Consider the following 12,794-nt stretch of genomic DNA (forward strand, 5'->3'; position numbering starts at 1 on the left):
CGCACCCGCTCTCCAAACTTTCGACGTTTCGGAAGAAGCGAGGTGGTGCGGCCAAGTTAGCCCCTCCCACCTGTGGGGAGGGGTCTTTGCTTCCGGAGTCCCGGAACGGTCTAAGGCTTCTGCCTGAGCGCATCAAAGACGCGACCTTTGGCTTTCGAAAGCGCTTGACGTAGCGAAGCAGAATGCTCAGATGAATCATCCCCCCGTGCCTTGAAACTGCCTTGGAACTCATGACTTAAGAGACTGTTCGGACTCTGGCGTTGAGACGATGCCGACGTCCCCCGGCTGACTGGGTAAGCGGTGCTTTTTGAGGAGCCTGTCATCATGAAGATTTCGTCCAGATTTCGTTTGGCAACCGTTGCCGTTATCGCCGCTACGGGCGTCGGCTTTGCGAGCGGCGCGCATGCAGATAGCGGTACGATCCGCTTTTCCGTCTACAAGGCCGCCTTCTTCGTCGGCGGCTCCGGAGGCGACGGCACACTGACCTTCCATGGGCACAAATATCCGATTTCGATCGGCGGCATCTCGGGCGGCCTCGCCTTCGGTGCTTCGAAAACCTATTTCCAGGGCACCGTGCGCAACATTCGCCGCGCTCAGGATGTGGCGGGTGTCTACGGTGCAGCGGGCGGCGGAGGCGCGGTCGGCAAGGGAGCCCAGGTTATCGTCATGACCAATAACAAGGGCGCCGAGCTCGAACTGACAGGCAGGCAGGTCGGCCTTCAAGTCAACGCCGATATCAGCGGCATGAGCATCTCGGTGAAGTAAGGCCGTCACTCGAGCGCCGTGCGTCCATTCGGACGCATAAAGGACGCTCTAACTCTTTGAATCTACGCATCAGGCATTCCGAAAATCTGTTCCGATTTTCGAGCCGATGCCGTAGGGCTTTGCGCTAGGCGCCTCGAGACTCCTGTCCTGTTCCGGATCCTTGCTCAGAACATTGGCATCTTTCGCCATAGCCGTGGCGTCTTCCGCCAATGCTGTGGCATGATGAGCGAGTTATGTTTGCCTCAAATGCAAGAGCAAGAGGTGCTGACATGACTACGCGAACCCAACCCACCGCCCTCGTTACCGGCGCATCGTCCGGCATGGGCAAGAGCATCGCCAAACGCCTGATCGCCGATGGCTATCTGGTCTATGTCGCCGCGCGCGGCGTCGACAGGATGGCGGATCTGGAAAGACTCGGTGCGGTGCCGCTGCGCATGGACATCTCAAGCGACGAAGACATCGTCGCAGCCGTTGCTGCGATCACGGAGCGATCGGGCGGCGTCGACGTGCTCGTCAACAACGCCGGCTACGGGCTCTACGGACCTGTCGAGGAGATACCGCTCGACGAGGCGCGCTATCAGTTCGAGGTCAATGTCTTCGGCCCCGCCCGCCTGACCCAGCTCCTGCTGCCGGCCATGCGGGCCAAGGGCAGGGGCACGATCGTCAATATCACCTCGATGGGCGGCAAGATCTACACCGTCCTTGGCGCCTGGTATCACGCGACCAAACACGCGCTGGAAGGCTGGTCGGACAGTTTGCGTCTGGAAGCCGAGCCGTTCGGCATCCGTGTTGTCGTGATCGAGCCGGGCCTGATCGAGACCGGCTTCGGTTCGGCTGCCTCGAAGGGTCTTCTCGAACGTTCGGCCAATGGTCCCTATGCGAAGATGGCGCAGAGCATCGCTGCTTCCATAGAGCGAAGCTACGGCAAGGGTCAGGGCACCGATCCCAAGGTCATCGCCGACTTGGTGGGTGACGCGGTCAGATCCACTCGCCCGAGGACGCGCTATGCGGCGGGCAAATATGCCAGGATGTTGATCGGCGTGCGCAAGTGGTTCGGCGACCGGGCCTTCGACAGGGTGATCAAGAGCCAGATGTAGAAAGACTGGAGGATGGTGCGTGAGCAGGAATGTGAGCGACAGGTGCAGGCTGCCGCAGGCCTTTTGGCGGGCGACGGAGCGCATGGGGCTTCCAGCCCCGGCTCTGCTGCGGCAGGCCAAGCTTCCGGCCACGCTGCACGTCACGCCGGATGCATGGCTGACCACGGCGCAATATTTCGCGCTGTGGCGGGCGGTCGAGGACCTCTCGCAGGATCCGGCCGCCGGCATCAGGATGACGGTCGAGACCGACACGTCGGTGCAGCCGCCCGCCACCATGTCGGCTTTCTTTGCCCGCGACTATCGCGACGGACTGCACCGGCTGGCGCGTTTCAAGCAACTGTGCACGCCCGAAGGACTTTCGGTAACGGAAAGCGGCGGCGAATGCCGGGTCTCCGTGCGCTGGCTCCATGCCGGCGAGGCCGAGCCGAACGCCGCAGCCGATGTCACTTTCGCCGCGATCCTCGAACTCGGGCGCAGGGGAACCGGCAGGCATATCAGGCCGCTTCGAGCCGAAATGGTGCGGCAGGGACCGGTTTCCGAGGCGCACCGCAGCTATTTCGACGCGCCCATGCGCACCGGTTGTCCTGAGAACGCGCTGGTGCTCGATCGCGACGATCTCGATCTTCCCTTCGCCGGGCACAACCCCGAACTGCTGGCGATCCTGGAGCCGGCACTTGCCGCCTCCCTCGGGGAGATCGAGGCACAATCCTCGCTATCGCAACAGGTGAAGATCCTGATCAAACGCCGCCTTGCAAGCGGCAGGCCCGATGTCGCCGATGTGGCGCGCGAACTCGGCATGAGCGAGCGGACGCTGCAACGCCGTATCACCGCGCAGGGATCGAGCTATCGCGGGCTGCTGGACGAGGCGCGGCAGGAGCTTGGCCGGCGCCTGCTTTCGGACGAGCAGAACGGCATCGAGGAGATCGCCTTCCTGCTCGGATTTCAGGACACCGGCTCGTTCTACCGGGCGTTCCGATCCTGGGAGGGCGTCACGCCGGCACAGTGGCGAGGGATGCATTGACGGCGAGCCCCGATAAGCAGTCGAGGCTTTCGCCCCTATAACCGACGACTTCATCGTGCTGGCTCGATCATACGCCGTGATACTGTCGGAAGAAGTTCCATACTTCGACCGCCGTCTCGAAATCGTTGCTGCATCCCCCGAAACGGGGGCCGTCTGCCGGATCAATACCGGAGCCGGCATCGGATCTTGCAAGACGCGGCCAGCAGTGGCCGCCATTTTCAATGCGATACAATTGGACCGCAGTCCCGGCCTGGCATCCGGTCCACTGGACGAGGCTCGCGCGCGTCAGGTCATGCGGGTTGAGATGCGGCAGCGGCGTGAGGTTTTCCCCGCTGCATCCGTCGACCCGGCGCCAATATTCCGCCGCCTCCGGCACGGAAAGCAGCCTGCCAAAGGAGCGGATATAGCCGTCGTAACGCTGCACGTCGTCGCTCGTGCCGTTCACCATCATGACAGGCATGGGGTGGCCGGGCTTGCAGTCTTCGACCTGTCTCTCATTGATCGCGCTGGCGACGGGCGCGATCGCCGATATCCTGTCAGGCAGCGCGCAGCCGAGCGTATAGGTCATCAGCGCACCGAAGGAGAAGCCGGTGGCATAGATCCGTGTTCCGTCGGCAATCTTCCGGTTCACCAGATCGTCGATCATGGTGCGGAAAAAACCGATGTCGTCGACCGGCTCGCCATTGATGGCGGGTTTCCTGGATCTGATATTCCAGGCGCCATCGATCGCTTCGGGATAAAGGGTGATGAAATCATCGCGATCCGCGACGGCATCAAATCCGCTGTTTTTCTGAAAATTGACGGCCTTGTCGTCGGACCCGTACATGACGATGACGACAGGGGCAGGGCGCCCCGCCGCTCCCTCGGGAATATGCAGGATCGCGGTGCGGTCTACGCCTTGCCATTTATAGGTCAGGATTTCGTCGGCACGGGCGGCTGTGCCGGCGAGGAGAAAAAGGAAGGCGGCAAATGGCAGGCGTCGCAATGTGCAGAACATGAGATGTCACCGCTCTCCAGCGAAAATATGGGGGCGGAGGATAAGTCATTCCGTGTTGCTGGCAATGCGCGATGAGGTGGCTCCCAAAAGTGTGATGTCGCTGCTAGCGCGGCGACTTCGAAGTCGGGATAATTGAATGACAGTCCACATTTCAGCCGTTCAGACACGATGGTCAGCGTCCCAAAGCTGCCATTTGCCACTGCCGGAAGCGCCCTTTCGGGAACGCTCCATCTGCCAGCACCAACAGGTGTCACCCGGCACTGCCGGGTGACAGATCGTCCTGATGACGTTGGGTGTCGGTCGTGATCCGCTCAATGTCGTCAAGACCTGATGAAGGAGAGCAGGTCGGGGTTGAGGACATCCGCATGCGTAGTGAGCATGCCATGGGGGTAGCCGGGATAAGTCTTCAGCGACCCGTTCTTAAGCAGGTCGACCGCACGTGGCACTGAGCTTGCGAACGGGACGACTTGATCGGCCTCGCCATGCATCACCAGCACCGGCACAGTGATCTTCTTGAGGTCTTCGGTATAATCTTCGAGCCAAGAGGCGACGGTTGCGTAATGAGCGAGGGCACCGCCGGCCATGCCCTGGCGCCACCAGTTCGCAATGACCGCCTCCGAAGGCTTCGCCCCATCGAGGTTGTAGCCGTAGAACGGATTCTCAGGGACGAAGCGGTAGAACTCCGCCCGGTTGCCAAGCACGCCTGCCCGGATCGCTTCGAACCACTCCGGCGGCTGACCGGCCGGGTTTTCCTCACTGCGGTACATGTTCGGCGTCAGCGAAGCGACCAGCACCGCCTTCGCGACGCGCTCCTGGTGGCGAGCAACATAGCGAGCCACCTCACCGCCACCTGTCGAGTGGCCGATATGGATCGCGTCGCGCAGGTCGAGGTGGTCCGTCAGGGCCGCAAGGTCGGCAACCCAGTGGTCCATGTCGTTGCCGGTGCTGGGCTGGTCGGACCGGCCGTGGCCGCGCCTGTCGTGGGCGATCACCCGATAGCCCTGATGAAGGAAGAATGTCATTTGGGCATCCCAGTCGTCCGCTGTCAGCGGCCAACCGTGGCTGAAAACGATTGGCTGGCCTGCCCCCCAATCCTTATAGAAGATGTTTACGCCGTCTTTAGTTGTGATCGTAGGCATTGCGTCGCTCCATCTGCGATGTTTAAACATTAATTTTAAGATCAGAATCAATCGATTAGAGCCATTTATCCACGCGCTACTGCAATAGCCCTTTCAGACATTTAGCGTTCCCTCTCCGATTGGACAGAGTTGATTGAGAAATACTTCGGTGAGGCGCGTTAGATTATGTTCCGAATTGCGACGTTAATTAAATCCCCCTTTTATCGAAGACAAATACCTTGTACGTTCGAGCTATGCCTTGAAGGTATAGCGGGGACCCGATGGAACTGAGGCATTTGCGCTATTTTGTTGCCGTTGCGGAGGAGGGAAGCCTACTGACTGCAGCAGAACGGCGGCTTCACACGTCCCAACCCTCACTCAGCAGGCAAATTCGCGATCTGGAAACCGAGGTCGGTGTAAAACTGTTGGAGCGACAGTCGCGCGGCGTGACGCTCACCGCCGCCGGTAAAGTGTTTCTCGATCACGCGCGGCTGGCGCTATTGCAGGTCGAGGCGGCTGCAGAAGGGGCCCGGCGGGCAGAACGGCCGGAAAAGCAGTCGTTCACGATCGGTTTTCTCGCAGGGCAAGAGATTGTGTGGCTACCCCATGCATTGCGCATTATTCGTGAGGAAGCGCCGGAGGTTGAAATCATATTGTCCAGCCAGTCTTCCCCGGACCTTGCTCTGGCACTGATGCGAGGCAAGCTGGACGTCGCTTTCCTTCGCCCCGAGACGCTGAGTGTTGGTGTGTCCTACAAGTTTTTAGCCAAGGAGCCACTGATCGCCGTGCTGCCGGCGGACCATCGCTTGACGTCGCGCAAAAAGATCCAGCCGCAGGACCTTGCCCGCGAAACCTACGTCAGTGCGGCTAAAATTTCTCCCGTATTGCAATCCGTGATCGAGGATTACGCGTCGAACGTTGGGATCACACTCAAGGCAGAGTACGAAGGTGACGGTCTACCGTCAGCGATGTCGCTCGTCGTGTCTACAGGTGGAATAACGCTTATTCCGCTTTATGCGCAAAATATGCTGACGCCAAATGTCGTTGCCAGAGCACTCGAGGGTGTGCCTCCGACAATTGATCTCACCTTAGGATACAACGATTCCAATTCCTCGCCTTTGCTCCGCCGATTTTTGTCTCGCTCTGATGAATTGGTCGCCAACGTCCAAAACCAGAGCATCATCCGCTATGCTGAGGTTCCATAGCAGAGATCAAGCGCATGCGATTTCTGCTTGGTGGCGTGCAGCAATTTCGGTGGTTGCGGCACGAAACGAACCTTTACAAACCGATGCTCATCAATGCACAACAACGTTCGCAAATCTGTCATATGGTCTCGTTAGAAGCGGCGGCCGGCGCAGCCGATCGGCGGCTTTCATCTCTTCTTTTCCGGAACCAGACCCATGCAGAACAACAGGCCAGTGATCATCGAGGGCGCCACCGTGGTTTTCAGGGACCGCCTGGAACGGGCCTCCGTGCGCGTGGAAGGCGGGCGGATCGTTGCTATCGATGGCGCGCGCGACGGAGCCGATATCGTCGATGGGCGCGGCCATCTGCTTGGGCCGGCTTTCGTCGATATTCATGGCGATGCCTTCGAGCGGCAGGTCATGCCGCGGCCGGGCACCATGCTGCCGGTCGCAGCCGCGCTGCTCGAAACCGATCGTCAGTTGGCCGCCAACGGTATTGCCACCGCCTATCATGCGTTGACGCTGAGCTGGGAGCCGGGGCTGCGCTCGGTCGAAACCGGTTATGCCATCGTGCGGGCGCTCGATACTCTGACGCCGCGGCTGACGGTGGACAATCGCGTGCAGCTGCGCTGGGAAACCTTCTGCTTCGAGGCGATCGATCTCATCCGCGAGGCGCTTGCCGGCCCGCGCCTGCCGTCGATCGCCTTCAACGACCATACGTCGATGGCGATGCTGCATCCCTCGATCTCGCTGCAGGAGCGGCCCTTCGATTTCGACCCGGATTTTCCGACGGTCGATCCTGAAACGCCTTCCTTCGCCGAGAAGATGACCGAGCGCGCCAAGCGGGCGAAAATCCCGGTCGCGGACATGGTGGCGCTGCTGCGGGACATGTGGGCGCGACGGCCGCAGGTGCCCGGTGCCGTCGAGGAGGTGGCAGCCCTCGGGAAGGCCGCCGGCGCACCGATGCTCTCGCATGACGACAGCCAGATCGAGACGCGCGATTTCTTCCGTGAGCGCGGGGCGCGGATCTCGGAATTCCCGATGAACCGGCGGGTGGCGCGGGCCGCACGCGATGCCGGCGATTTCATCGTCTTCGGCGCGCCGAACGCCACCCGCGGCGGCAGCCATCTCGCTTCGATCGGCGCGGCCGACATGATCCGCGAAGGGCTCTGCGACATTCTCGCCTCGGACTATTATTATCCGGCGATGCTGCTCGGCCTGGCACGGCTGAAGGCCGATGGCGTGGCGCCGCTCCATGCGCTCTGGCCGCTCGTCTCGGGCAATCCGGCGCGTGCTTCCGGCCTTACCGATCGCGGCGTGATCGAGCTCGGCAAGCGGGCGGATCTCGTGCTGGTCGACTGGCCGGAAGGTGGGACGCCTGCCGTTCGCCGCACCTTCGTCGGCGGCCGGGAGGCCTATCGCGCAGCACCCGCCGGCGAGCGGGCAATGGCCTGATCGCTGCGGCAGGAATTGCCGAGCTAAGGCTGGTAGACCGTTAGCCCTCAATTCGGCCATGTCTTCGGTGTGACCGGGATTTAAGGCAAAGACAAGTCCGGGCTGGCTTGCGGCTGCTGGAAGATCAGGAAGAAGCTCGCGAACGCTGGCTGAGTCAGGAAGTTCCGAGCCGCTATGCAGAATTGAAGCGTGACCCTTCCAAGGGTGTTTCCCTTGATGATGCCTTCGCCCGCCTTGAGGCTGAACATCAGGCCCGGTTGACGAAAACCAAGTAGGATGAAGACATATAAGATTGTCCTGCATGAGCGGGCTGAGGGGAATTGCGGCAGCTTTACCTCGATCTTGCCAGCGACGACAAAGCCGGACCTGTTATTGCCTGGAATTATGTCAGCGGTATCGGCCAATTCATCGCGGAGTTGGCGACGTTCCCCTACAGCATCGGCCCGAAAATCGGAATCGATTTTCGGAAAGCCTGATGCGCAGATTCAAAGAGTTAGAGCGTCCTTTGTGCGTCCGAGTGGACGCACGGCGCTCTAAGCGGGAACGGTCAGGGATGGTCTCATCCCGGGCCTTCGCATTATTGGTTACCGCCGGAGCGTGAGTATCGCTTCGTGGTCGAAGAGGAGCACGTTTTGGTGTTGGGGATCTTCTACGGCGGGCAGGACATTACGCTTGAGGCGCTTGAAGGGCGGCCATGAGCAGAGGGCCGGACGCCACCCTCATCGCAATCAGATACTCGGCAGGGGTGCAGAAGAAGAGGCCAATTTAACAGATGGCCGGTTTCCACATCTATGCGATATTCCGCTGAGCGGCTGAGGCCACTGACGCACCATCCCGACTTCGAAATTAAGTGCTACGCCGTCCTTTCCGCGCTATAATGCTCGGCTGCGATTTAGACGGAGGTGAAGCAAATGAAGAGGCTCCCAATCATTGCCCTGTCGCTGGCGACGGCGCTGACGAGCGCGCTGCCGGCCGAGGCTTTTCCCATCATTGCCGCTCCCGATGTCAAGGCGTTGCAGGCGCAGCCGGTAGATTACCACGGGGGCTATCACGGCGGTTACTATGGCGGCTACCATGGCGGATACTATCACCACCATGGCGGCAACGGCTGGGGCTGGGCGCTCGGCGGCCTGGCGACCGGCTTGATCATCGGCGGAGCGCTGGCACAGCCCTATTATGGCGGCTACTACGATTCCGGCTATTACGATCGGAACTATTATAATTCCGGCTATTACGACTCCGGCTATTACGAGTTCGGCCATCACCCGCGATATTACGCGCCGCACTACTATGCGCCGCGCTATTATTATCGCCGGGCCTACTACTATGGCGGCAGTTCGCATGTGCGCTGGTGCCTCGCGCGCTACCGGTCCTATAGGGCTTACGACGACACGTTCCAGCCCAATCACGGTCCGCGGCAAGTGTGCGTCTCGCCTTACTAATGATGGCCGCGCCGACGGCTGATGTCGCTGCACAGATTGCGCGACATGCTCTACAGCATCGGCTCGAAAATTTGTGCGTTCGAATGGACGCACGGCGCTCTAGGGAAGTTCGATTTCGCCCTCCACCACATGGTTGAGGGCGGCGCCTTCCGCCGTCAGCGTCATGCGGACCTTCAGCCTCTTGCCGGCGATCTGCCCGTCACGCACGGTTTCCTCGATCTTGCGCTGCGAGGTCACGCCGACTTCCTTCAGGAACTTCCGGATAGACATATTGAAGGCGTCTTCGCTCATGGTGCAATCCTCCGTGTCCGAAATGGATTGTAAGGGAAGGCGAGCGATCAGGAAAGCTGGATGGGAGACGCGGCCGAATATCGACCCAAGCCCAGAGAGCCTGCCGCATCGGGCTCGCTGTCATAAAGCTGTTGCTGTTTATTTGCTAATGATTTGCAATTGCAATTAGGAATGGATTCGTGGACAAATCTGAATCGGAGAGGGGCATATTGCTGCCCCTGATCGTACTCTCCCTCGCGCAGCTGATCGGCTGGGGTGCGGTCAGTTTCTCGGCGGTCGTCAGCCGGGACATGGCGGCGGATCTCAATATCGACATAGCCTCGGTCTTTGCGGGCACCACCGTCTTCTACGTTACGATGGGTGCCTGCGCGCCGTTTCTTTCGCGCCTTTTTACCGGGATCGGGGCGCGTGCCGTCATGATCGGCGGAACGGTCGTGTCGGCCTTCGGCCTCGTGCTCGTCGCATTGTCGTACTCGCCAGCGATCTATTTCCTCGGCTGGCTGGTTCTCGGCGCCGGCGGGAGCGCTACTCTCACCACGCCGGCCCATATCCTTCTCAACGAGATCGCCGGCCGCAATTCCAAGCGGGCGATCGCAAGCCTGATGCTGGTTTCTGGCCTGTCGGCCACGGTGTTCTGGCCTCTGGCATCTTTCCTGTCCCGGGAAATCGGATGGCGTGGCACGTGTGAAACCTATGCGGCGGTCCTGATCGTGGTCTGCCTGCCGCTCTACATTTTCGGCCTGCCGCGCAGGAACAAAGCCGCGGCGGATATCCAGGCGGCGGCGTCCCCGGGTCCGGCAAGGTCCTATGACCGGACATTCTATTTCATCGTTGCGGCCATCGCGCTCAATGCCTTCATCACCTTCGGCTTCAGCTCCATTCTGATCGAGCTGCTGAAGGCCGAAGGCCTGAGCCCTGCGCTGGCGCTGACCTACGCTTCGGCGCTCGGCATCGTGCAGATATTCGCTCGGGGTCTGAACCTCATCGGAGAAAAGCGTTGGGACGGCGTGACCGTCGGGGTTGCCTCGTCGGCGGGGCTTAGCCTGTCGCTCCTCATTCTCATCGGTGCGCAAGGTTCGCCTGTCCTCGTCGCCGTTTTCCTGGTTCTCTACGGCGTCAGCAGCGGTGCGCTCGCCGTCGCAAGGTCGACCATTCCGCTCGTCTTCTACGACAAGGGTGAGTTCGCAAGGGCGCTCTCGCGGATCGCCCTGCCTTTGAACTGGATCTCGGCCATCTCTCCTCCGGTGCTGATTTCGCTGATGACCGGTCTCGGGAGCAGGGCGGTGCTGATCCTGTGCCTGCTTTGCTCCGCAAGCGCCATTCTCGTCCTGCTCCTGCTGAGAAACCGCCGTCCGGCAGCCGAAGCGGTCGCCGGCATATACTGAGGTTCAAACCCCACAGGCCGTCCTCTTGGCCAGGAAGAGTTACCAATGGGCCGGTGCCGAGCTTCGCCTTCTCTCCAACGGGAAGCTCAGCATCAAGCGGAAATCCTACTAGAGCGCTTCCGACTAAAGCGGAATCGGCGGAAGCGCTCTAGTTTATTGTTTTTCGTAATTCCGGACGGAAACCGGTTCCCACTTTTCCTGGAATTACTCTAGCCCCTTGCGCTCCACATCTGAAATGTCTCCGGTTCGTGTTCGTCCGCAACCGCCTCCAGGTAACGCGGCTTCCAGACCTCTCTGATGAACGTTTCCATCGTGGTCGGCATCGGCGGGCGAACCTCGTGGTCGCCGTGGAACCGGATCAGGCCATCGTTCAAAGCGTCGGCGGTCAGGGTGTCGTCGTGCCATAGCTCTGACGTCCCGAAGCGCTTCACAAATTCGGCTTCCACATCCTTGCGCGTTCTCTCGATGTAGCGGTACTCCACCGGCCGGCTGATCTCCTTGCCGATGAGCGCGGCCAATTCATTCATCGAGATATCTTCCGAGCCGACCTCGCGGATCACCCGGTGCCTGCCCGTCGGATTGATCAGTTCTCTGGCCGCAAGCCATGCAATGTCATCCGTCGCCACCCAGGGCATCTTCAGATCAGGCTTACAGGACCAGGCGATCCGACCATATGTGGCGACCGGCGCCGTCCACGCCAGCGCATTCTCCATGAACCATGCAGCGCGCAGATGGACCAGGTCGATATTGTCAAGTTCGTTCAGCTTCTCATCCAGATGGTAGAAACATTCGAAATGGCCGGTCTTGCCTTTCACGTCCGATCCCATGGCCGACAGGCTCACAGCCAGCTTGACCGGAGAATTGCTGAGCGCATCGACAAAGCGCTGGGCAACTGCGGGGTAGTGCCCTTCAATGTTGTTCCAGTCGGTCTTGACCATCAGGAAGGCGGCATCGGCATCTGCAAAGAATTTGCCGAGCTCTCCCGCGCCCGTGTCAAAGCTTCCGAGGAATGGCTCTGCTCCGATTTCGACCAGTGCCTGAAGGGCTGGACCGCCCCTCGACAGGGCCTTTACCTGATGTCCTGCGCCAAGCAGGTTCCGGGTGAGTTGGGCGCCGATCCTGCCGGTTGCGCCGACGACTGCAATTCGCATGATAGTCTCCATCGGGTTGTTGATGTCTGCTTGTAGCGAATTGCAGTGCATGCGAATTTGGAGATAATGCCATATGATCTCCAAATCAGGCCAATCCGCCAGGACGCGGCGCCCCTGCAGCATAGACTTCGATCCCGACCGGTCGGATCGCCCGGCGGTCGCCTTTCGTGTCGACTTCAGCGACTACCAAGCCGAGGTGCCGCAACACCAGCACCGGCAGGGGCAGCTCGTCCTTGCCTTGCACGGGGCCGTGACCTGCACGGCCGCAAACGGCCTTTGGATCGTCCCGCCGGATTGCGGGGTCTGGATCCCGGGCGGCGTGCCGCACAGCAACCAGGTCACCTCCAACGCCCGCCTGTCCTACCTGTTCGTCGAACCTGACGCTGTGGCGCTGCCGCGAGAATGCTGCACGCTGTCCGTATCGCCGATGCTGCGCGAGATGATCCTCCGGCTTGCGGATGTACAAGCCAGCTATACGCCTGATGACCATGTCGGCCGGCTCGTGCGGGTCTTGCTGGACGAACTGGCGCTCATGCCGAAAGAGGGGCTGGAGCTGCCGGTATCCAGCCACCCAAAGATCGCCATGATCGCCGCAGCGCTGACGGCGGAGCCGGGCGACCGCCGCACCCTGGCGGAATGGGCAGACCACGTTGCCATGAGCGAGCGATCCCTGAAGCGGCTGATGGTTCAGGAAACGGGGCTGACCTTCGGCCGGTGGCGGCGGCAGCTGTACCTCGTCATTGCGCTGCGCGAACTCGCGAGCGGCGCGACGGTCCAGAGGGTATCGAGCGACCTCGGCTACGAGTCCGTCACCGCCTTCATCGTGATGTTCAAGAAGGCGCTCGGGACGACACCGACGCGCTACTTCGCAACGTGACCGGCGGGGTC

At 60.8% G+C, this 12,794-nt stretch carries 13 protein-coding genes; 8 read left to right on the plus strand and 5 right to left on the minus strand.

Annotated features, from left to right (window positions below):
• The first annotated feature begins 324 nt into the window (after window positions 1-324).
• The 3 genes from FHX15_RS09230 to FHX15_RS09240 all read left to right on the plus strand — a co-directional run bounded on the left by FHX15_RS09230 (window position 325) and on the right by FHX15_RS09240 (window position 2,883).
• Entirely contained in the window at window positions 325-765 is a 441-nt protein-coding gene (locus FHX15_RS09230; RefSeq protein ID WP_184395876.1) for a hypothetical protein, read from the plus strand.
• 269 nt (window positions 766-1,034) lie between these two features.
• On the plus strand, window positions 1,035-1,862 hold the full coding sequence (locus FHX15_RS09235; protein WP_184395878.1) for an oxidoreductase: 828 nt from the start codon (window positions 1,035-1,037) through the stop codon (window positions 1,860-1,862).
• A gap of 82 nt (window positions 1,863-1,944) precedes the next feature.
• Window positions 1,945-2,883 carry an AraC family transcriptional regulator gene (locus FHX15_RS09240; RefSeq protein WP_184397098.1) on the plus strand — a complete coding sequence of 313 codons (939 nt, stop codon included), beginning with the start codon at window positions 1,945-1,947 and terminating at the stop codon, window positions 2,881-2,883.
• 67 nt (window positions 2,884-2,950) lie between these two features.
• On the opposite strand, the gene FHX15_RS09245 is transcribed toward FHX15_RS09240, so the two are convergent.
• Window positions 2,951-3,880, minus strand: a complete 930-nt coding sequence (locus FHX15_RS09245) for a PHB depolymerase family esterase (RefSeq protein ID WP_184395880.1) — start codon at window positions 3,878-3,880, stop codon at window positions 2,951-2,953.
• Between the two features lie 320 nt (window positions 3,881-4,200).
• Window positions 4,201-5,019, minus strand: a complete 819-nt coding sequence (locus FHX15_RS09250) for an alpha/beta fold hydrolase (protein WP_184395883.1) — start codon at window positions 5,017-5,019, stop codon at window positions 4,201-4,203.
• Window positions 5,020-5,279: 260 nt separating this feature from the next.
• On the opposite strand from FHX15_RS09250, the gene FHX15_RS09255 reads away from it, so the two are divergent.
• Together FHX15_RS09255 and FHX15_RS09260 are read left to right on the plus strand one after the other, a co-directional pair.
• Window positions 5,280-6,203 (plus strand): LysR family transcriptional regulator, encoded by a 924-nt coding sequence (locus tag FHX15_RS09255; RefSeq protein ID WP_184395886.1) that lies wholly within the window; start codon window positions 5,280-5,282, stop codon window positions 6,201-6,203.
• A gap of 195 nt (window positions 6,204-6,398) precedes the next feature.
• Window positions 6,399-7,637: an alpha-D-ribose 1-methylphosphonate 5-triphosphate diphosphatase gene (locus tag FHX15_RS09260; protein WP_184395889.1), complete on the plus strand. Its 1,239-nt coding sequence runs from the start codon at window positions 6,399-6,401 to the stop codon at window positions 7,635-7,637.
• Between the two features lie 80 nt (window positions 7,638-7,717).
• Here FHX15_RS09260 and FHX15_RS09265 read toward each other — a convergent pair whose 3' ends face one another.
• Entirely contained in the window at window positions 7,718-8,041 is a 324-nt protein-coding gene (locus FHX15_RS09265; RefSeq protein ID WP_184395892.1) for a hypothetical protein, read from the minus strand.
• Between the two features lie 507 nt (window positions 8,042-8,548).
• Here FHX15_RS09265 and FHX15_RS09270 point away from each other — a divergent pair.
• Complete coding sequence (locus tag FHX15_RS09270; protein WP_184395895.1) at window positions 8,549-9,079, plus strand: BA14K family protein; 531 nt, start codon at window positions 8,549-8,551, stop codon at window positions 9,077-9,079.
• 99 nt (window positions 9,080-9,178) lie between these two features.
• On the opposite strand, the gene FHX15_RS09275 is transcribed toward FHX15_RS09270, so the two are convergent.
• Window positions 9,179-9,370 (minus strand): DUF6494 family protein, encoded by a 192-nt coding sequence (locus FHX15_RS09275; RefSeq protein WP_184395898.1) that lies wholly within the window; start codon window positions 9,368-9,370, stop codon window positions 9,179-9,181.
• A gap of 179 nt (window positions 9,371-9,549) precedes the next feature.
• Between FHX15_RS09275 and FHX15_RS09280 the strand changes: the two genes are divergently transcribed.
• The gene (locus tag FHX15_RS09280; RefSeq protein WP_184395901.1) at window positions 9,550-10,755 is read left to right on the plus strand and encodes an MFS transporter; all 1,206 of its coding nucleotides are present in this window, start codon (window positions 9,550-9,552) and stop codon (window positions 10,753-10,755) included.
• 209 nt (window positions 10,756-10,964) lie between these two features.
• Here the strand turns inward: FHX15_RS09280 and FHX15_RS09285 are convergent, their stop codons facing one another.
• Window positions 10,965-11,906, minus strand: coding sequence for an NmrA family NAD(P)-binding protein (locus FHX15_RS09285; RefSeq protein ID WP_184395904.1), 942 nt, complete (start codon window positions 11,904-11,906; stop codon window positions 10,965-10,967).
• 73 nt (window positions 11,907-11,979) lie between these two features.
• Between FHX15_RS09285 and FHX15_RS09290 the strand changes: the two genes are divergently transcribed.
• Window positions 11,980-12,783 carry an AraC family transcriptional regulator gene (locus tag FHX15_RS09290; RefSeq protein WP_184395907.1) on the plus strand — a complete coding sequence of 268 codons (804 nt, stop codon included), beginning with the start codon at window positions 11,980-11,982 and terminating at the stop codon, window positions 12,781-12,783.
• Window positions 12,784-12,794 lie beyond the last annotated feature (11 nt).

The organism is Rhizobium sp. BK650 (assembly GCF_014195325.1).
Classification (GTDB): Bacteria; Pseudomonadota; Alphaproteobacteria; order Rhizobiales; family Rhizobiaceae; genus Rhizobium.